This is a genomic window from Synechococcus sp. PCC 6717 (genome assembly GCF_022698185.1).
Lineage (GTDB): Bacteria > Cyanobacteriota > Cyanobacteriia > Thermosynechococcales > Thermosynechococcaceae > Thermosynechococcus > Thermosynechococcus lividus.
In genome coordinates this window covers 1-19,978 of the sequence record NZ_JAKLTV010000009.1, presented here as the reverse complement: position 1 = coordinate 19,978, position 19,978 = coordinate 1, and the positions used below count along the sequence as shown (strand labels likewise).

General features: G+C 53.8%; 17 protein-coding genes. 9 read left to right on the top strand and 8 right to left on the bottom strand.

What is annotated here, in order from left to right; genetic code table 11:
* Positions 1-7 precede the first annotated feature (7 nt).
* Positions 8-1,204 carry a Coenzyme F420 hydrogenase/dehydrogenase, beta subunit C-terminal domain gene (locus L5470_RS06700; protein ID WP_099799895.1) on the top strand — a complete coding sequence of 399 codons (1,197 nt, stop codon included), beginning with the start codon at positions 8-10 and terminating at the stop codon, positions 1,202-1,204.
* A gap of 11 nt (positions 1,205-1,215) precedes the next feature.
* Here L5470_RS06700 and L5470_RS06695 read toward each other — a convergent pair whose 3' ends face one another.
* From L5470_RS06695 to L5470_RS06685, 3 genes are all read right to left on the bottom strand, one after another.
* Complete coding sequence (locus tag L5470_RS06695; protein ID WP_499498974.1) at positions 1,216-1,614, bottom strand: hypothetical protein; 399 nt, start codon at positions 1,612-1,614, stop codon at positions 1,216-1,218.
* A gap of 46 nt (positions 1,615-1,660) precedes the next feature.
* Entirely contained in the window at positions 1,661-2,257 is a 597-nt protein-coding gene (locus tag L5470_RS06690; protein WP_099799074.1) for an ATP-dependent Clp protease proteolytic subunit, read from the bottom strand.
* A gap of 108 nt (positions 2,258-2,365) precedes the next feature.
* Positions 2,366-2,896: a hypothetical protein gene (locus L5470_RS06685; RefSeq protein WP_099799075.1), complete on the bottom strand. Its 531-nt coding sequence runs from the start codon at positions 2,894-2,896 to the stop codon at positions 2,366-2,368.
* Between the two features lie 388 nt (positions 2,897-3,284).
* Here L5470_RS06685 and L5470_RS06680 point away from each other — a divergent pair, with 388 nt between their 5' ends.
* The 3 genes from L5470_RS06680 to L5470_RS06670 are packed head-to-tail and all read left to right on the top strand — an operon-like array spanning position 3,285 to position 4,899.
* A complete protein-coding gene (locus L5470_RS06680) occupies positions 3,285-3,908 on the top strand; it encodes a flavin prenyltransferase UbiX (protein ID WP_376787941.1) in 624 nt (207 codons plus the stop codon).
* Positions 3,908-4,426 (top strand): hypothetical protein, encoded by a 519-nt coding sequence (locus L5470_RS06675; protein WP_499498972.1) that lies wholly within the window; start codon positions 3,908-3,910, stop codon positions 4,424-4,426. Before L5470_RS06680 ends, L5470_RS06675 begins: the two co-directional genes overlap by 1 nt.
* Entirely contained in the window at positions 4,423-4,899 is a 477-nt protein-coding gene (locus L5470_RS06670) for a GNAT family N-acetyltransferase (protein WP_499498970.1), read from the top strand. Before L5470_RS06675 ends, L5470_RS06670 begins: the two co-directional genes overlap by 4 nt.
* Here the strand turns inward: L5470_RS06670 and L5470_RS06665 are convergent.
* Genes L5470_RS06665 through cobN form a run of 3 tightly spaced genes read right to left on the bottom strand, consistent with a single transcriptional unit; the run spans position 4,896 to position 9,499 of the window.
* Entirely contained in the window at positions 4,896-5,255 is a 360-nt protein-coding gene (locus tag L5470_RS06665; protein WP_227517327.1) for a sll0565 family protein, read from the bottom strand. The genes L5470_RS06670 and L5470_RS06665 overlap by 4 nt on opposite strands.
* Positions 5,227-5,775 (bottom strand): thioredoxin family protein, encoded by a 549-nt coding sequence (locus tag L5470_RS06660; protein ID WP_499498968.1) that lies wholly within the window; start codon positions 5,773-5,775, stop codon positions 5,227-5,229. Before L5470_RS06660 ends, L5470_RS06665 begins: the two co-directional genes overlap by 29 nt.
* Before the next feature lie 31 nt (positions 5,776-5,806).
* Entirely contained in the window at positions 5,807-9,499 is a 3,693-nt protein-coding gene (cobN, locus tag L5470_RS06655) for a cobaltochelatase subunit CobN (RefSeq protein ID WP_499498966.1), read from the bottom strand.
* A 277-nt stretch (positions 9,500-9,776) separates the two neighbouring features.
* On the opposite strand from cobN, the gene L5470_RS06650 reads away from it, so the two are divergent.
* Complete coding sequence (locus L5470_RS06650) at positions 9,777-11,912, top strand: hybrid sensor histidine kinase/response regulator (protein WP_499498964.1); 2,136 nt, start codon at positions 9,777-9,779, stop codon at positions 11,910-11,912.
* Between the two features lie 81 nt (positions 11,913-11,993).
* Positions 11,994-14,561 carry a leucine--tRNA ligase gene (leuS, locus tag L5470_RS06645; protein ID WP_499498962.1) on the top strand — a complete coding sequence of 856 codons (2,568 nt, stop codon included), beginning with the start codon at positions 11,994-11,996 and terminating at the stop codon, positions 14,559-14,561.
* A gap of 47 nt (positions 14,562-14,608) precedes the next feature.
* On the opposite strand, the gene L5470_RS06640 is transcribed toward leuS, so the two are convergent.
* Positions 14,609-14,917: a transposase gene (locus tag L5470_RS06640; RefSeq protein WP_499498960.1), complete on the bottom strand. Its 309-nt coding sequence runs from the start codon at positions 14,915-14,917 to the stop codon at positions 14,609-14,611.
* A 31-nt stretch (positions 14,918-14,948) separates the two neighbouring features.
* Entirely contained in the window at positions 14,949-15,131 is a 183-nt protein-coding gene (locus L5470_RS06635; protein ID WP_499498958.1) for a transposase, read from the bottom strand.
* Between the two features lie 337 nt (positions 15,132-15,468).
* On the opposite strand from L5470_RS06635, the gene L5470_RS06630 reads away from it, so the two are divergent.
* The 3 genes from L5470_RS06630 to L5470_RS06620 form a co-directional block, all read left to right on the top strand.
* Positions 15,469-16,668, top strand: coding sequence for a response regulator (locus tag L5470_RS06630; RefSeq protein ID WP_499498956.1), 1,200 nt, complete (start codon positions 15,469-15,471; stop codon positions 16,666-16,668).
* A gap of 289 nt (positions 16,669-16,957) precedes the next feature.
* The gene (locus tag L5470_RS06625; protein ID WP_499498954.1) at positions 16,958-18,316 is read left to right on the top strand and encodes a methyl-accepting chemotaxis protein; all 1,359 of its coding nucleotides are present in this window, start codon (positions 16,958-16,960) and stop codon (positions 18,314-18,316) included.
* Positions 18,317-18,822: 506 nt separating this feature from the next.
* Positions 18,823-19,978: response regulator (locus L5470_RS06620; RefSeq protein WP_499498952.1), on the top strand; the 1,156-nt coding region annotated here is incomplete at its 3' end.

Sequence of the window (19,978 nt, the reverse complement as noted above, 5' to 3'; positions counted from 1 at the left end):
CGTTCTGATGACCCTCGCTCGTAACCATAAAAAAGCCCGTGCCCTMAAAGCCGGTAGCCCCCGCCCCGCCAAAGCCCTCTGTAGTGAATGCGGCCTGTGTGACACCTACTATATCCACTACGTGAAGGAGGCCTGTGCCTTTCTAAACCAACAGTTTGAGACCCTTGAGACCCAAACCCACGGGCGATCGCGCCAGCTTGAGAATTGGGATGAATGCTACTTTGGGGTTCACCACCAAATGCTGGCTGCCCGCAAAACAGAGCCGATTGCAGGGGCACAGTGGACCGGCATCGTCAGCAGTATTGCCATTGCCATGCTGGAGTCCGGACGGGTGGAAGGGGTGGTCTGTGTTCACGCTAGCGAGGGCGATCGCTTTACCCCCAAGCCCGTCATTGCCCGCAACCGTGACGAGATTCTCGCCGCCCGGGTCAATAAACCCACCCTGTCCCCCAACCTATCCGTGCTGGAGGAGGTGGAGCGCTCAGGGTTAAAGCGCCTGCTTGTCATTGGTGTGGGCTGCCAAATCCAAGCCCTGCGAGCCGTGCAGGATAAATTAGGCCTAGAAAAGCTCTACGTGTTGGGCACCCCCTGTGTGGATAACGTCACCCGCGCGGGTCTGCAAAAGTTCTTAGAAACCACGAGCCGCTCCCCAGATACCGTGGTTTATTACGAGTTTATGCAGGACTTCCGGGTGCACTTTAAGCACAGTGATGGTTCGACGGAAACGGTTCCCTTTTTTGGCCTTAAAACCAATCAACTCAAGGATGTGTTTGCCCCCTCCTGCATGAGTTGCTTTGATTATGTGAATGGCCTTGCGGATTTAGTTGTCGGCTATATGGGGGCACCCTTTGGTTGGCAGTGGCTGGTGGTGCGCAATCCCCTAGGCCAAGAAATGCTGGACTTAGTGCGGGCACAGCTAGAGACCCAACCGGTGATGAGCAAAGGCGATCGCCATGCCGCCGTGCAGCAAAGCATTCCAGCCTACGATAAGGGAGTGACCTTGCCAATGTGGGCAGCGCAGTTGATGGGTTTAGTCATTGAGCGGATTGGCCCCAAAGGGTTGGAATATGCTCGATTTTCCATTGACTCGCACTTTACTCGCAACTATCTGTTTGTGCGACGCAATTACCCAGCTAAGCTAGCGACTCATGTCCCTAGGTTTGCCCAAAAAATTGTTGATCAGTACCACTTACCAGAGTCTTAGACCCTAAGGTGTTACGGCCCTCTGCGAGTTGTTGCGGCTTGCATCAATAGATCTACCGGAACCATGTTGCATTCCAACATTTTGCTAATGAGGGGAGGGCCAACCCGCGTGGCGATCGTGGACTGCAAATTAGGGCTGTTTTTAACCGTCAGCATCACTGACCCAATGATGGAGTTGGGATCCGGTGCCGGGTTGCTGCCATCGGTGGGAATCATTTTGACAATGCTGGCTAATTGGCTGCAACTAGAACCTGCAATATAGGTCGCCAACGAGTCACTCATCTGTTGAACCGTGCTGGTCATCATCTCTTCGGGAAAGGGACTAGCAGACTGGGCACGCATTGGTTGACTCAACGAGACTCCCATACCAGCAGCCAGAGCCGCAATAAGACAGGAGAGGGGGCGCAGCATGATGGATACAACCTCGATAAAACGGCAATGCAGTTAATTTGGGTCTTTAATGGGCACGTTCTTCAATGACCTGATCGATGAGGCCATAGGCCTTCGCATCTTCGGCAGACATAAAGTAGTCGCGATCCATATCCCGCTCAATTTTTTCGACGGGTTGGCCGGTGTGGTGGGCGTAGAGTTCATTGAGTTGCCGCCGTACCCGTAAAATCTCGCGCGCTTCAATTTCAATATCCGTGGCTTGACCGCGGGTGCCCCCCGAAGGCTGGTGAATCATAATACGTGAGTGGGGCAATGCCAAACGCTTGCCTTTCGTCCCGGCGGCCAGAAGAAATGACCCCATGGAAGCGGCTAAACCAACGCAGATGGTCACCACATCCGACTTAATGTGCTGCATCGTGTCATAAATGGCCATGCCTGCGGTGACCGAGCCACCAGGAGAGTTGATGTACAGCATAATATCCTTGCCCGGGTCTTCCGAGTCAAGGTAGAGCATGACTGCCACGATTTGGTTGGCAATCTCGTCATCAACCTCTTTGCCGAGGAAGATAATTCGCTCACGGTACAGGCGGTTATAAATGTCAATCCACTGGGTGTAGGGTTCCCCGGGCATCCGGTAGGGGACTTTAGGCACTCCGATGGGCATAAAACTCTTCCATGCTGACGCTCATGCTCCTACAGTAACAAAATTTAGCCCCCCTGCGGCGCAACAGGATCAAGCATAGTTAGGTCAAGCTACAAGCCATAACCACGCCTAGGGCAGAGATTGTGACATTGCTGCACTAGAAAAGGATCTCAATGCTGGCTCGTCAGCATTGAGGGTGTCTCCTAGGTTGTGTAGGGGGTCATAGATTGGTTCTAAAGCGGCTTGGGTGTGGGCGATCGCCTGTAGCAACTCTGCGGCCAAATATTCAAGGGGATGGAGGGAAGATGGCTGTCGCTGACCCCGTTTGGGTGTGGTGACAAACTCGCTAGCCACCGCTTGGAGTTGGTAGGCTACGGCTTTGACTTTGGCCAAATAGGTCAGCGTTTCTTCAAGCTGCCGAGCAATGATTTGTTGCTGCGCCTGCATTTGCCGCCACTGGGCGTCAGAGATAGGGGGGGGTGCGGTCTGAAGCCTGAGGGGTTCTAGGTTCACAAACAGTTGATCGAGATCTGGTAACTCACTAGAGACTAGCGCATCTAGGAGTGCAGCATCAAACAACTCGCGGATAAGTTCTGGTGGCATAACCACCGCACTATCTGTCGTAGGTTCAGGGAAGAAGGCCGGATCAGGAATGGTCATGTTGCAGCTACTTAAGAGAGTGTACCAGTCGGCAATTTAGCAAAACCCGCAAGACTCCTCCACTTCAAATCGTTGATGGAAGCGTGAGATAATTGCGGCAGCAGCTTGTAGTACAATCCAAACAGCCTTGCGTGGAAGGCAACTGAGCGAAAACCAAGCCAGATACGTACAAGCATTCTCCTGTTCTCCATGCTGTTTGACCTGCGGGACGCGGGGCAATGCCTATCGTCAGAAGGTAAGACTCATCACTCTCGGAGTGGCAAGCGCTTCTGTGGGTAGGAAGCCGCTATTGTAATCGTTGATTCAATAGCGGTAGTTCACAATGGAACCGTTGCAAAAACCTAAGGGTTTGCCGAGGGTGATGACTGTTTCGTTTAGTATGGCTTAAATTGTGACTTCCTCTCCTCCACCGATTGTTTTGGGTGTTACGGGCGCGTCTGGTCTTTTGTACGCAGTCCGTGCCATTAAATTTCTATTACAAGCAGGGTATCCTATTCAATTAGTGGCATCTAAGGCTGTTCATCAGGTGTGGCAAGCGGAATGCGGCCTAGCCATGCCAGTGCTGCCGGATAAGCAGGCGCTCTTTTGGCGAGAGCAAGCGCAGGTCTGGGACGGGTCGTTGACGTGCCATCGCCCAACCGATGTGGCCGCAGCGATCGCCAGTGGTTCCTTTCGCACCCTTGGGATGGTCATTATTCCCTGTAGTATGAGCACGGTGGCCAAGCTGGCAGCAGGCTTAAGTTCTGATTTACTGGAGCGGGTGGCGGATGTGCACCTTAAAGAGAACCGCCCCTTGGTAGTGGTGCCGCGGGAAACCCCCTTTAGCCTAATTCATTTGCAGAATCTCACTCAGTTGGCTATGGCCGGGGCGCGGATCGTCCCAGCGATTCCAGCGTGGTATCACCGCCCCACAACGATTGAGGACTTGGTGGATTTTGTCGTGGCTCGTGCTCTCGATCAGCTAGGGTTGGATTGTGTGCCCTTAAAGCGTTGGCAAGGACCGGTTAACTAATGTCGCAAGTCTGGGTATATGTGGCGGCGATCGCCCTGATCACCACATTAGTTGTCCAAAATTGGCAGCCTGTGCTGCCATTGCGTTTTTTAGGGCAGCAAACACCACCGTTGCCCCTTGCTTTCTGGATTGCTGCTGCTGCTATGGTTGGTCTTCTGTGGGGGCAGGGGCTGCTGGTGCTGAGTTCAAGCACTCTACCAGAAAAGCGCAGACCCCAGCGGCAATCGCCAGAACCAATCCCAGTAGAGGATGCATCCATGCGTGCCCCCGCAGAGGATAGCGAGGTCGCGGATGCCGAGGATTGGTTTGAGGAGATTGACTCGACTACCCCGCGCGAACCCACCCTCAACGATTCGCCGCCGCGTCGCAGTGCCCCCTATTCCCACCGCTACCGCCCCTCCCGCAAAAGCCAGCCAGCACCGCCGCCACCACAGTCGGTTGTGGATGCCGAGTACCGCATTCTCACGCCCCCTCCCCCCCGCAGTGATGATAACGAGGATTGGGATATTGATTTATGACGGATATGCTGGTCAAACTCTATGCGCTTGAGGTGGACTGGCCAGCTGTCACCGCCCACCAGCAGCAGGGGATTCACTATCGCCACCCCCTTGGCTCAGAAACGGATCTCATTTTGCAGTGGGTGCAGGATCGCTTTAGTGCCGGGTGGCACAGCGAGGTGGCGATCGCCCTCAGTCAACGCCCACCCCGCATTCTGATTGCGGTTCAGGACGGGCACCTCCTTGGCATGGCCTGCTATGATACCGCCGCGTTGGGGATGTTTGGCCCGATGGCTGTGGCGGAGTCGCACCGTGGCCAAGGCATTGGTCGCCTCCTGTTGCAGTTAACCCTCTGGCACATGGGGGCAATGGGCTATGCCTATGCTGTCATTGGCTGGGTGTCCTCAGAAGAGTTTTATGCTAAGGCCGTAGGGGCGATCGCCATTCCTGAGTCGCGGCCCGGGCTTTGGCAAACGGCACTGAAGCGCTCCTAGCCTGTCAGTGCCTTGACAAGAATCCCTAGCGCAAACCCCAAGCCAAAAAAGCGCACAAAGTTCCAGAACCGCTCTTGGCGGAGAATCTCTTGCCAGCACTCGCGGGCAGCATCCCCCAAATTAAACAGTAAGGTCAAGCCAAACTCCACTTCCAGCTGGCGTAGTTCTTCCTGTAGGCGATCGCCCTCGGCTTGGAGGGCGTTTGCGTTCGCCTGCTTCAGCCGTGCTTGGGTGGCCTGAATGCGTTCATAGTCCGCATAGAGTTGGTCAAGGCGATCGCGGGTTTCGCGATAGAGTTGCCGCACCTCGTCTTCGGAGTCCACCCCCTTAGCCTCCGTGACTGCGCGGATCGTCACTGCGCTGAGTTGCGCGGGGGTTGGGCAACTGAGATACGTTGCCGCTGCTGCCACCGTGGGGCAGAGGGAGGCCAAGACTCAGGGCTTCGAGGTTTTGTGCCATAATGCCCTTCGGTTGCAGGCCAATGGCCGTCCCTTGGAGTTCTTGCTGGGCATTCAAAAAAACAAAGTGGGGAATCCCATCTACGCCAAACTGTTCGATTTCCGGCAGCCACTGAAGATTGTCCACGTTCAGCATCACAAAATTGACGCGATCGCGGTAGGCCACCTTTAACTCTCCTAAGTCTTTCGCCATAGCGCGACAACTGCTACACCAGTTGGCGTAAAACTCTAAGAGCGTTGGCTTCCCGTTGGTTTGTGCCTCTGCCCATGGGGTAGCCTGACTCGCCTGCTCCGCTAAGGTGAGCGGCTGGTTGTTGCCCCGCACCGCCACCAACAACGCCAAACTCAGGACAATGGCCACCATGACAATTAGGAAATTGCGTAGGCGCTGGCCATCTGCTGCTGTGGATGCCCCCATGACTCTTATCCAAACGATGCACTGCTATCCCCTAGGGTAGTCCAGATGCGCCTTCAATTAAACCTTCGGCGTACAGAACCAGCGATCGCAACCGCTCTAGTACGTCCGGATCAGGCGCTTGCCACAGGTGCCGCTGTGCCGCTTCTAGGAGCCGCTCTGCCATATCCCGCAGTGCCCAAGGATTATGCTGCGCAACAAAGGCCTGTGCTGTCTCTGCCAGCAGGTAGGTGTTGGCCACCCCTGCAAACACATAATCCGGTACACAGCGAGTTGTGGCGCTGTAGCCAAAGAGGTAGTCCACCGTTGCCGCCATTTCAAAGGCGCCCTTATAGCCGTGCCGCATCACGCCGGTGAGCCACTTTGGGTTAACCACCCGCGAGCGATAGACCCGCAGCAGTTCTTCTTGGAGGGTGCGAATTTTCGGCTGCTCCGGTCGGGAGTGATCGCCAAAATAGACCGTTGGTTGCTCGCCCCGCTGCGATCGCACCGCCACAGTCATCCCCCCCTGAAACTGATAATAATCATCGGAATCTAGCAGATCGTGCTCGCGATTGTCTTGGTTTTGCACCACCACCTGCAACTGGCGTAAGCGATGTTTCAAGGCGTCGGCAGCACTGTGGCTTTGCGCCTCGCCAGTGTACGCATAGCTACTCCAGTGAATGTACGCCTCTGCCAAGTCGGCATCCTCCACCCAGTTTTGCGCCTCAATCAGCCCCTGTAAGCCTGCACCGTACGCGCCGGGCTTGGAGCCAAAGATGCGATAGCGGGCGCGGGTGCGAGCTTGCTCAGCAGTTAGCCCCTGCGTCTGCCAGTAGTGGGTTTCTGTGGCCACCTGTGCCGCTAAGGGGTTTTGCTCCGGGGGTTCGGATAATTCACTAACCCGCTGCACCGCTGCATCAAACAGGGCAATGAGGTTTGGAAAGGCATCGCGGAAGAACCCGGAAATCCGCAGCAGCACATCGACCCGTGGCCGCCCCAACAGGGACAACGGGATGACCTCCAGACCCACCACCCGCCGCGATGGGCCATCCCAAATTGGGCGCACCCCCAGTAGCGCCAGCGCTTGGGCAATGTCATCTCCGCCGGTGCGCATGGTAGAGGTGCCCCACACCGACAGTCCGAGGGTGCGCGGATACTCGCCGTGCTCTTGGCAGTAGCGTTCAATCAGCGCCGCCGCCGATCGCTGTGCCAACCCCCAAGCGGCCTCCGTGGGTACAGCCCGCAGATCCACTGCATAGAAATTGCGGCCGGTGGGCAAGACATCAGGCCGTCCGCGGCTAGGGGCACCGGCAGCCCCACTGGGAACATACCCCCCATTGAGACCGTGGAGCAGGTGGGTGAGTTCGTGTGACGTGTGTTGTAGCGCTGGCCACAGAACGCTGTGAATCCATTGCAAACACTGCTGGGTTGCCGCACCACAGGGGATCTCCCTCACTGGCGTCCCGGCTAAGAGCCGCTCTACCAACGAGGCCGCCGTGGTTTCTAGCGCCTCTTGCCATGCGCCCACCGAGCGATACCCCGCCACAGGACTCGCATCCGTTGGATCAGCCGTGAGGGGATCCACTGTTACCCCCTGATCCTGAGCGAGGGCACGGGTAATACCTTGGGGAGGGGCACTGCGGGCGATCGCCACGATTAAATCCCGCAGTTGCTGGCCTGTGGGACACTGCCCCAGAATATGGAGGCCGTCACGGATTTGGGCATCGCGCAAGTCGCACAGATAGCCATCGGTACGCGCTAGCCAAGCGGTCCACGATTCCTCCTCCTGTGGGGCACGAATCTCTTGGGTGAGGTCTAACTCCTGCACCAGTGCCTCAATGCGTTGGCGGAGGATACCCAAGCGGGGGCGATCGAACTGCTCAGCAGCATAGTACTCCTCAATCCAGTGGCTGAGGGTATCCAAGCCGCCATAGAGTTCCGCACGGGTTAAGGGCGGGGTCAAATGATCCACAATTACGGCTTGGGCACGGCGCTTGGCTTGGGCCCCTTCGCCGGGGTCATTGACAATAAACGGGTAGAAGTGCGGCAGAGAACCTAGGGCAATTTCGGGATAGCAGGACGCACTGAGGGCAACCCCTTTGCCAGGGAGCCATTCTAGGTTGCCGTGCTTGCCCACGTGGATGATGGCATCAGCTTGGAACTGGTGCCGCACCCACCAATAAAACCCCAGATACTCAGGGGTGGGTTCTAAATCTGGTGCATGGTAGTTCAGGCTGGGGTCGCGATCGTAGCCACGGCTGGGTTGGATCCCCACAAAAATATTGCCCCATTGCTTGCCGGCAATGGGCAGGTCTGTCGTTGGCGATGGCCAGCGCTGCCGCAGGGCTGCTTGCACACTCTCAGGCAATTCCGCAAAATAGCGATTGTACGCTTCAAGGGGGAGAGACTGGCTGGTGGCTCGCCACTGATTCCCTTCGGCGTCATTGGTGCGGTGGCGCGTCAGGTGGTGAATCAGCGCGTCGCCGTCGGTTGGGAATGGGGTTGTCCCTAAGTCGTATCCAGCGCCCGCCAGTGCTTTGAGGATCTCCACCGTGCTGTTGGGGGTGTCTAGGCCGACACCATTGGCCAGCCGCCCATCGCGACAGGGGTAATTTGCCAGAATGAGAGCCACTCGCCGCTGCTGGGGAGGGCGATGCCGTAGCTTAAGCCAATTTTGAGCGAGATCCGCCACCCATGCAATGCGATCGCTCTCGGGGACATAGGTGGTTACCGTTGCTTCCACCGCAGGCTGAATTTGCTCTACCGCCTTAAAGGACACCGCCCGGGTGAGCACACGGCCATCCACCTCCGGCAGGACAACGTGCATTGCCAGATCCCGGGGCACCAGCCCTTGGGGATGCTGCTGCCATGCCTCTTGAGTGCTGCTACTGAGCACCACTTGGAGAACGGGCACGTCTAGCTGCTGCCAAAAATGGCAGGGGGTGGCCTCGCTCTTGGCGATCGCAAACCCCGTTGTATTCAGCACCAGTTCCACCCTGCCTTGCCACATGGCGAATAGCTCAGCTTGAATCTCAGGCTCCTGCAACGAAGAGACGACTACCGGCAAGGGGGCAATCTGACGCTGCCGTAGGGCTTGGCAGAGGGCATCGATCACGGCAGTATTCCCCGCTAAATAATGGGCGCGGTAAAAGATCAGCCCCACCGTTGGCCACTCTGGCGGTGCCGCTGTAGGCTGGGGGTAGGTGCCGCAGCGGGGAATGATCTGGGGAGCCGGTGGTTCAGCGCCAATCCCAAACCCGTGGTGGGCTACAAACTGCAAGGCCGAGCGGATATTGGGCAGCCCCCCTTCACGGAAGTATTGCCACAGGCGGTTCACCCSCGCCAGCGGCCAGGTGGACACACTCATTAGTTCGAGGTCGGGGCGATCGTCCCCAGGCAGAACAACCAACTGCGCACCGCGATCGCTGACCAGTTGCTGCGCTACCTCTAGGCCATAGCTCCAGTAGCCCCGCCCCCCCAACAGACGCAGCACCACCACGTCTGCATGAGCCAAGACGCGATCGCCGTAGTCATCAATAACCGCCGCTGCTTGCAACTGCAACAGGTGCGCCAAGCGCAGGGGTGGAAGTTCTGCGGCAAGCTCGGTATAGGCCTGCGCCAACAGCGTAATATCGCTATCGGCTGCCGTTAAAATAACAACAGGTGCAACGGTTTGTTGCACAAAGGCAACATCGCTGCCCGCCGACTCTAACGAAATATCACCAAGTGTAAGGATTCGATGCATCAGCCCGTTCCAATTATTAAACAAACTAGTGCAGTTAACTCAACGACCCATGCTCTCCGATACAACTAGACTCTGAGAGCAATCATTGCAGCCACAGGGGTGAGTTCTGCTGTATGTTTGCTCAGTGACGTGAGGGATGCTTTCGCCCATTCATCTGCCCATGTTCATAGTGATGTGAAACGCTTGTGAAACGCTGTCTCTGCCGATTTAGTTGTGGATGATGTCCCATTCGGAACCTATATTTGATCGGATTTTACCGTCTCTGTTTTACGAACGCATGGCAACGGCTCTGCTGGCGGAAGCGACTGCCCTAGGTGCCACTGTTCTCACCAGTGAAGATGTAGGCAAACCTGCGGCAGTGGAACCCTTTACCCTTGTTGTTGGGGACTCCCTGACCGTCCTGTTGCGAGCCATCACGACCGCGCACCTGAATCACTATCGCACTCAGTTAGTGACCTCCCCCGCCGCGATCGCCCGCTTTTTACGGCAGATACGTTCCCAAACGGCACCTGCTTACTGCCCCGTCCTCAAACCCTTTTTACATCGCTTGGCTCAGCGTGGCAACGAGAGCAGCAGCACCCTACCCACTGGGGTGGCGATCGCCCTGATGAATCTCTTTAGTGACGCAACTATGGAGCAGTGCCAGAGTTGCCAGCCCTTAGTCACGGCGGCGCTGAAGGAACGCCAAGCCCAAGAACGACTGCTGCATCAGGTAACCACCCAAATTCGCCAGAGCTTGGAACTGCCAGCACTCTTAAAAACAGCGGTGGATCGGATTCGCGAGTTCTTGGCAGTGGATCGTCTCTTGGTGGCGCAGTTTRGGGGCMCCACCGCCGTGCTGAGCGGTGAAATTACCTATGAATCCTGCCGGGATAGCAGTATTACGTCGGTGCTGGGGCTGTGGGATGAATGCTGGGAATGGGCCAGTACCCCTGCGCCAACCTACGAGCGATTACATCGGGGTGAGCTGATTGCCGTCGATGATATTGACCGCCACTATGCCAGTGTTCCCTGCTTGCAGGAGTTTGCCGCCCGCTGGCAGATCAAGGCATGGCTCATTGTTCCTGTGATTGTGCAAGACAGTTTGTGGGGGGTGCTCATTGCGCACCAGTGCGATCGCCCCCGCCAGTGGCAGCCCCAAGAAATTGAGTTCTTGGGTCACCTCAGCCAGCACCTCAGCATTGCCATTTACCAAGCAGAACTCTATAGCGAGCTACAACACCAAAAGGATACCCTTGAGCAGCGGGTGAATGAGCGTACCCAAGCCCTCCGCGAAGCCCTCAGCGCCATGGAAGCGGCTCATCGCATTAAAAATGACTTCTTGGCAACGATGAGCCACGAATTGCGCACCCCCCTGACCTGTGTGATTGGGGTGTCGGCCACTCTATTGCGTTGGCCCCTTGGCCCACTCACCGAAAAGCAGCGGGAGTACCTTGAGATTATTCACGAGAGCGGTAGCCACCTCCTAGAGCTGATTAATAGCATTTTGGATCTCTCTCAGGCAGAGCTGGGGCGATCGCATCTGCGCCGCAGTAGCTTTTCTATCCGGCAATTGTGTGCCGAGTGCCTCGAACTCGTCCGGCCTCAAGCCCAGCGCCATCACGTCAACCTCAGGCATCAACTGGTGATTTCCCCCGGTCGTGATCGCTTTTGGGGTGACTATCGCCGTCTGCAACAGGCGCTCATTAACCTACTCAGTAATGCCATTAAGTTTACTCCTGCGATGGGCGAGGTGATTTTGCGGGCATGGTGGACTGAGGATGAACTCCTGTTCCAAGTTGAAGATAACGGCATTGGCATTCCTGCCCATTTGCAACCCCTCCTATTTCAAAAGTTTCAGCAACTGGACAGCTCCTTTGGGCGTGCCTATACCGGGGCTGGCTTGGGTTTAGCCTTAACCAAGCAGTGGGTAGAGCTGCACAATGGGTGGATTGAGGTGGACTCCACCGAAGGGAAGGGCAGTATCTTTACCGTCGGCTTACCCAAACCAATGGCCGAGCCACCCGCCGCCGTCACAAACACACTGCCACCCCTTGCCGCCACGGATCTCCTGACATATCCCGAAGGGCGCATTGTGCTCGTTAGTGATGATGAAGCCACTGCCACCCTCATCTGCTCAATTTTGACAACCGCAGGCTATCAGGTCGTCTGGCTGGTGGATGGGGAAGTGGAGCGCCTCTTGGCCTTGGCTCCCTTGGCGGTGATTTTGACGGAACCCTTTAACTACGGAGATGTGCAAGAGCTTGTGGATCACCTCCGCTGCCGCTGCACCACGGCTCAGATCAAAATATTTATCCTAGGGGCACAGGGGAACTATCGGGGGGTGGATCGCTATATTCCGATGCCCATTAACCCGGAAGGGTTTTTACAGCAGATCACGATTGGCTTAACCGCCGTAGCGGTGCCCATCTAGGGTTGCTGGATCCGGTGGTACCGTAAGAAGCGCTAAGCCTTTCCCCTACAATAGATAAGCCGAACTGTTGGGAAAACTCCTGTGGACGATCGCTACGACCCCCACGCTATTGAGGCCAAGTGGCAACAGGAATGGGCAGCACAACACTTGGATCGCACGGATACCGATCCTCGTAAGCCGAAGTTCTATGCCCTCTCGATGTTTCCGTATCCTTCGGGCAATTTACATATGGGGCATGTTCGCAACTATACCATCACTGATGTGATTGCCCGATCGCGCCGTATGCAGGGCTATCGAGTGCTGCACCCCATGGGCTGGGATGCCTTTGGCCTACCCGCGGAAAATGCAGCCATTGAGCGAGGGATTCATCCCCACGTTTGGACGCAGCAAAATATCCAGCAAATGCGCCAAGAGTTGCAGCGGTTGGGGCTGTCTTACGACTGGGAGCGGGAGGTAACGACCTGTCATCCCGATTACTATCGCTGGACGCAATGGCTGTTTTTGGAGTTCTTTGATGCCGGTTTGGCCTATCAAAAGGAAGCAGCAGTCAACTGGGATCCGGTGGATCAGACGGTTTTAGCCAATGAACAGGTAGATAGTGAAGGGCGATCGTGGCGATCGGGTGCCTTAGTGGAGCGCAAGCTGCTCAAGCAGTGGTTCCTCAAAATTACCGCCTACGCTGAGCAACTCCTCAACGACCTTGACCAACTTGAGGGGTGGCCAGAGCGGGTGAAGTTGATGCAGGCCAATTGGATTGGGAAGTCGGTGGGGGCATACCTTGAGTTTCCCATTGTGGGTAGCGACGAGACGATTGCGGTATTCACAACCCGCCCAGATACGGTCTATGGGGTGACCTACGTTGTCTTAGCACCGGAGCATCCCTTAACGCCCAAGGTGACGAGTGCTCGGCGGCGCAAAACCGTTGAAGCGTTCATTGCCAGTGTGCAACAGGAAAGTGAGCTAGAGCGCACTGCGGGCGATCGCCCCAAGCGGGGAGTAGCGACGGGCGGCAAAGCCATTAACCCCTTCACAGGACAAGAAATCCCGATCTGGATTGCCGATTACGTGCTGTACGAGTACGGAACAGGGGCGGTGATGGGAGTGCCCGCTCACGACGAGCGTGATTTTGAGTTTGCCACAGCGAATAAACTCCCCATCAAGCAAGTGATTGCTCCCCCCAGTGGCCGAACCAAGCAACGTCTCAAGGCTGCTTATACTGAGCCAGGGGTGCTCATCGAGAGCGATCGCTTTACGGGCATGGACTCGATCGCCGCTAAAACAGCCATTACCGAGTATGCTGCTGCCCAAGGTTGGGGACGCGAACAGGTACAGTATCGCCTACGGGATTGGTTAATCTCCCGTCAACGCTATTGGGGTGTACCGATTCCCATCATTCACTGTCCCCAGTGCGGTGCCGTACCAGTTCCCCGCGAAGAGTTACCCGTCTTGCTCCCTGAGGATGTGGAATTTAGTGGCCGCGGCCCATCCCCCTTAGCCAAACTCACTGCGTGGCGCGAGGTACCCTGTCCTCGCTGTGGCAGCCCCGCCCAACGGGAAACCGATACCATGGATACCTTTATTGACTCCTCATGGTATTACTTCCGCTACGCCGATGCTCGCAACGCAGCAGCCCCCTTTGATCCCGCTGCCATTCAGGAGTGGTTGCCGGTGGATCAGTACGTCGGCGGCATTGAGCACGCCATTTTACACTTGCTCTACTCGCGCTTTTTTACTAAATTTTTGCGCGATCGCCAGCTTGTCTCGGTCTCGGAACCGTTCCAACGCCTGCTCACCCAAGGCATGGTGCAAGGCCGTACCTACAAAAACCCGCAAACCGGCAAATACGTCATGCCCAATCAGATTGCGGATCTCAGCGCCCCCACCGATCCAGAAACCGGCGACCCCCTAGACATCGTCTATGAAAAAATGTCCAAATCCAAGTACAACGGTGTTGCCCCCAGCGATGTGATTGAGCAGTACGGCGCGGATACGGCTCGCATGTTTWTTCTCTTYAAARCCCCYCCCGAAAAAGACCTTGAGTGGGATGATGCCGATGTTGAAGGCCAGTTCCGCTTTCTCAATCGCGTTTGGCGGCTGGTACACACCTTCAAAACCCAAGGCGGCCAGCTTGGACAACCGTTGCCGTCGACCCTGAGTAAAACTGAAAAAGAACTGCGACGCGCCACTCACACCGCAATCAAAGAGGTAACTGACGATCTTACAGGGGACTACCAACTCAATACCGCCGTTGCCGAACTCATGAAACTTAGCAATGCCCTGAGTAATGCTGACTGCTACACTTCTGGGGTGTACAGCGAAGGCGTTCGCACCCTGCTCACCCTCCTTGCTCCCTTTGCGCCCCACATCAGCGAAGACCTCTGGCAGCAGCTTGGGGGCAACAGTTCCATCCATCGTCAACCATGGCCAACGCTCGATGAAACAGCTCTTGTTGCCGATGAACTCACGATTGTCATTCAAATTATGGGTAAAACCCGTGGCACCATCCAGGTTCCCGCTGGTGCCAGCCAAGCAGAGCTAGAAGCGGCAGCAAAACACTCCGACATTGGCCAACGCTATCTCAGTGGCCAGGTGATTAAGAAAGTGATTGTTGTCCCTGGCAAATTGGTCAACTTTGTGTTGGATGCCTAGAAGAAAAGCGCGGCTATCCCCACCTTCCTTCGCTTGCCGCCCTCACCCTAGCCCTCTCCTTTGGGAGAGGGAACGAGACTCTTAGCTCCCTTCTCCCTAGGGAGAAGGGTTGGGGATGAGGGCAATTCATAGCCACACTCAGCAACACCCTTGAAATACGGTCTAAGCTCAGACTCAAACTCTTTTCTTGGGATTCGGCTAGTTGCTGATTTTGTAGCACCTAGCAAGGCCAGAAGATTGTTATCGGGGTGCAGGTCTATCAGCAAGTAAATGTGGTCTTCCTCTCCCTTGCACTCCAGCAAGATGCACCGATTCCTGAGCAGCACATTAGCAGCCACATCTCTAAAACGTTCCACCGTGTGGTGATAATTTTTACTAATTAGAGAATTAATCTAACAACCTGTCCCGAAAATTTTTGAAGCTTACAAAGCCATACCCTTCTCGTTTAATCAACTTAATACGATTATTGATTCCCTCCATTGCTCCACTGGTGGTGCGATTTCTAAAGTAGTTGCTAATTCCATCTAAATGGTTCCCAACACTGGTGACGTCTGACAGTGCGGACAGCATGCTGCCTCGTTAAGACGCCGCAAATTTAAGTAAACCTTATCGTCTTGCTGAGGGCAACGTTCAACCATCGTATTCGGCAATTGAGGCAATATATCAAGATGAATATCCATGGATGCCATCCCTGATTAAAAGTATCTCATTAAAATTTTCACCACCGTTCCGGAAGAACCGTATCTTATAGCAATTTAAGATATTTCCACGGATTTTATAGACAAATTTTAGTGTCTTTACTTAATAATCAGTGTCTTTATTTAAGAGTTTTTAATGATTCGATGTAGTTGTGGATACATAGTGAGTTTGTTCTAGTGGTGTAGCTTTAGTAAAAGGAATAAATGTTGTGTTTGGCACTCATCGGGGGGATGTTATGCAGGCGTTTGGCAATGCCAGTGACTTGCCCAGAGATACATTGGAGGCAGCAATGCCCCTGCCGCAAATGAGAGACACATTGGAGGCAGTAATSCCCCTGCCACAAATGCTGGAAATGCTTGAAGTACAGCAATTTACAGGTGTTTTACGGATTGCGGCTAAAATTCCTGCCCCTCAGCGTCACCTAGCTTACGATGTCAGCTTTTATCGGGGTCACTTGACGATTGCAGCTCGGCAAATGCCCACCCCTATCGGTCTCTTGCAGCTCATCGGTCAACTACTCAAGATTGGGTTTATAGATACCCTAATGCAGTACGCCAATCACCATAGTGCTGATGCGTCTTACCGCTCTGTTCTTGAGGCTGTTGTCAATACCCGTGCTCTCAATTGGGACGATATAGAAAATGCGATGACAGAGCGGTTAACGATAATTTTAGAACGCTTGGTGCCTTACACCTGTACCTTTGAGCCCCAGCCTAACCTAGTTTGCGATCTCTGTTATGGGGAGGACGGCCACGGCATTGCTGCCGCCCTCCTCATGCGGCGCATCGAAAGCCGTAAACCACTTTGGCAAAAACTTTATCCAGCAATTCCCTCCGTTGAGGCAGTGCCGCGATTACATGAGGGTGCCCTTGCTGGAATTCACCACCAACCCACAGTTCAGCATTTGCGACAATGGGTCAATGGTGAAAATAGCATTGGCGATATTGCCGAGAGCCTTTGCAAAGACTCATTAGCTCTCGGGTCGCTGTACTTAAAGTGGGTGAATGATGGTTTGCTTCACTTTGTAGGTGGGGATAACAGTTCCGTAGCGTTACCGGTGGTCTTAACTGTGGACGATAGTCCTATTGTCCAAGCGATGATTCGTCGTGCCTTGGGCGATCGCTACGAAGTGATTAGCGCCACCAGTGCCATCGATGCTCTGTCACTGTTAAATAACCGGAACGTCTCTTTAATTCTTTTAGATGTAACAATGCCGGAAATTGATGGCTTTGAGTTTTGCCGCACCATCCGCAAAATTGAAAAATTTAAGGAGATTCCAGTGATCATGCTGACGGCCAAGGATGGCTTAATTGATCGTGCCAAAGGACATATGGCAGGCACAAATTACTACCTTACCAAACCCGTGGATCGCGACGTCCTGTTAAGTACGATTGAGAAATTTATCTAGTACTGGCTGCTATGGACTACCTAAAGTTGCGATCGCAGGGGCTGAGCTGTGTCCTGCCTTTACCAGTGGTGGAAGAACTGATCAATTTGCCGGAATTGGCGACGATACCGGAAGCGCCTGTTGACATTATTGATCCACGTTGGCTCAATTATTCAAGGAAGTCATGTAATTAAATTATTAAACCTGAATCAGGTACTCAGTAAAATGATGCCATCCTTAGCAGCCGCTTAGGCAACATTAATTTATCATTTGTCAGAGTTCCATACCATCATAATTGCGAGGAAGATTCATGCGTATTCGCTATCAACTTTACGCCCTGATTGGTTTCATTGCCTCTACAGCGTTGATTGGTTTAGGTTTAGAGTTCTACATGTCGCAGCAAAGTCGTCAAGCTTACCTGATTTCCAATGAAACCCATAGAGTACGAGAGTCAGGTCAGCGCGTTCTCAACCTACGCCTTACCGCAAGCAATATTGACATGATTAACAAGGAAGCCAGTACCAATGATGAGCGGATCAATGCCCTAATCAATGGCGACCCTAGAATGGGTATTCCAGCAGCACGAGATCCTAAGTTACGTGCCCTGATGCTAAAGGTACAGTCTGCATGGCCAGAGCTTAAAGAGCAAATACAGGGACCGTTTATTGATGTGACACAGCTTGCTGAAAACAGTGAAGGATTTTTTAGGCTGGTCGATGAGGCGGTTAAGGAAGCAGAAGCGTCTGTCGCAGCAGTTGAGCGCAATGGTCGAATTATTCAAGCCATCATTTTTTGTCTAGAAATAATATTAATAGTTTTTGTTGCTATAGTTATTCAGCGTGTTATTGCCTCGCTGTTGCAGATTTCCACTCAAGTGGTCACCTCCTCCAATGAAACGGCTGCTGCCCTTGCAGAGCAAGAAAAAGTGATTGCCCAACAAGCGGCTTCCGTGAACCAAACAACCACCACCATGGAAGAATTAGGCGCCTCCTCCCGTCAGTCCGCAGAGCAGGCCGAAGCTTCCGCCGCTGGTGCTAAGCAAGCCATGGAGCTAGCCACCTATGGTAAAGATACGGTACACCACACCGTTGAAGGCATTGACACCCTCAAAGGCAATGTCATGGCGATCGCCGAAAAAATTATGCAATTAAGTGAGCAAACCACTCAGGTGACTGCCATTTCCGAACTTGTTGCCGATATTGCCAACCAAACCAATATCCTTGCCCTCAATGCTGCCGTGGAGGCAGCCCGGGCGGGGGAGCATGGCAAAGGGTTTTCCGTGGTGGCACAGGAAGTGCGTAAACTGGCTGATCAAAGCAAGAAATCGGCAGAGAAAATTACCACCCTCATTCGCGAAGTGCAAGCGGCGATGAATGGTACCGTGATGGTGACCGATGAAGGGATGAAAGCCACCAACGAGTGTGCCAAGCTAGCCCATAGCACGTCCGAGACCTTTGCCACGATCGCCAACGCCATTGATGCTGTCCACCTCAACAGCCAGCAGATTGCCCTCAGTTCCAAGCAGCAGGCAGTGGGGGTACAGCAGGCTATTTCTGCCATGAATGCCATTAATTTAGGCGCTCAGGAAACTTCGACCAGCCTCTCCCAAATTAAGACTGCTACCCAGCAGTTAGTCGAAGCCGCTGAGACATTACAAAACTCGCTGTAAACCTATTTCTTTCTATTGACAATTCTTCTGAAAGTAGGGACTGGCATAAAGCACCTGCGACAGCAACTTGACTTCCTCAGGCGACCTCCTCTTGCAAATTCAGCCACAAGGAGCTTTACTTGATCGCCATCCCTAACAACCGCTCAAATCCTCTTGCAGAACTGCCCGCCAGATGAAAAAATTTCTTCTGATCAAGGTATTACTGTGGCCATGCTCCAACAGTACCTTAAACAAATTACGACTACATTCCTTGCATGACTTGCAGAATAGTAAATGCGTGGTAGAATAGCACCGCTGTGCATTTTAATTTATGTCTTTCATAATTGCTTAATTATTGTTTAGTGATTACACCCCATTGATTGTATTTATTAATACATTGCATTGAATGGCACTGCTATAGGATAAGCGTAAGCAATGGAGCAGCGTTAAGCGCAAGCTAGAACTATAACACTTAAGGTGCGTAGTCAACAAGCTTAATTCCAACACCAAGGTGACTGTTTAGTCCTTTGATTGCTCAGACCTTAGAAGGGGGAATGATCATGCAGGCCTTTGAGAATACTCGCTATCCATCAGCCTCTACCCTAGAGGCGGTTATGCCGCTCCCACAGATGCTGCAGATGCTGAGGACTCAACAGTTCACGGGTATTGTGCGGGTGGCTGCTCATATCCCAGACACTGGGCGACACTTAGCCTATGACCTTAGCGTTTACCACGGCAACCTAACCATGGCCGCCAAAAATCTGCCGACACCAGAAGAGTTATTGCGGCTGCTCGGCAGGATGCTTAAGGTGGGGTTTATGGATACCCTGATGCAGTATGCCCAAAGTCGTACTGCTAATTACTCCTATCGCGCCATCCTTGAAGCCGTTGTCAACACGCGAGCCTTGAGTTGGGAGGATATTGAAAAAGCGATTACAGAGCGATTAGTCGTTATCTTAGAGCGCCTTGCTCCCCATACCTGTACGATTGAATCTCAGCCTAACCCTGAGTGGGATCTCAGCTACGGCGACCTTCCCCATGGCATTGACGCCAGTACTCTGTTGGAGCGCATTGACAGTCGTAAAAGCCTATGGCAGCAGTTGTATCCAGCAATTCCTTCTTTTGAAGCAATTCCGCGTCTCCATGAGGGGGCATTGGCAACTATTCACCATGAGGCAACGGCTCAACACTTACAAACATGGGTGAATGGTGAAAACACCATTGCCGATATTGCCGAGGCGCTGTATAAAGATTCCCTTGCCTTGGCCTCCCTTTATCTGCGTTGGGTCAATGATGGCTTGATTGGTTTTGTGGCCAATGATGATAGTCCCGTGGGCTTGCCCATTGTTTTAAGCGTGGACGATAGTCCTATTGTCCAAGCCATGATTCGTCGTGCCTTGGGCGATCGCTACGAAGTGATTAGCGCCACCAGTGCCATTGATGCTCTGTCGCTGTTAAATAACCGGAACGTCTCTTTAATTCTTTTAGATGTAACAATGCCGGAAATTGATGGCTTTGAGTTTTGCCGCACCATCCGCAAAATTGAAAAATTTAAGGAGATTCCAGTGATCATGCTGACGGCCAAGGATGGCTTAATTGRTYTTGTGGCCAATGATGATAGTCCCGTGGGCTTGCCCATTGTTTTAAGCGTGGACGATAGTCCTATTGTCCAAGCCATGATTC

Bases quoted from the DNA above. Each gene is read 5' to 3' on its own strand.
- L5470_RS06685 (WP_099799075.1), bottom strand. From the start codon at position 2,896: ATGACCATTCCTGATCCGGCCTTCTTCCCTGAACCTACGACAGATAGT.
- L5470_RS06690 (WP_099799074.1), bottom strand. From the start codon at position 2,257: ATGCCCATCGGAGTGCCTAAAGTCCCCTACCGGATGCCCGGGGAACCC.
- L5470_RS06660 (WP_499498968.1), bottom strand. From the start codon at position 5,775: ATGGGGGCATCCACAGCAGCAGATGGCCAGCGCCTACGCAATTTCCTA.
- L5470_RS06675 (WP_499498972.1), top strand. From the start codon at position 3,908: ATGTCGCAAGTCTGGGTATATGTGGCGGCGATCGCCCTGATCACCACA.
- L5470_RS06625 (WP_499498954.1), top strand. From the start codon at position 16,958: ATGCGTATTCGCTATCAACTTTACGCCCTGATTGGTTTCATTGCCTCT.
- L5470_RS06670 (WP_499498970.1), top strand. From the start codon at position 4,423: ATGACGGATATGCTGGTCAAACTCTATGCGCTTGAGGTGGACTGGCCA.
- L5470_RS06695 (WP_499498974.1), bottom strand. From the start codon at position 1,614: ATGCTGCGCCCCCTCTCCTGTCTTATTGCGGCTCTGGCTGCTGGTATG.
- L5470_RS06635 (WP_499498958.1), bottom strand. From the start codon at position 15,131: ATGCTGTCCGCACTGTCAGACGTCACCAGTGTTGGGAACCATTTAGAT.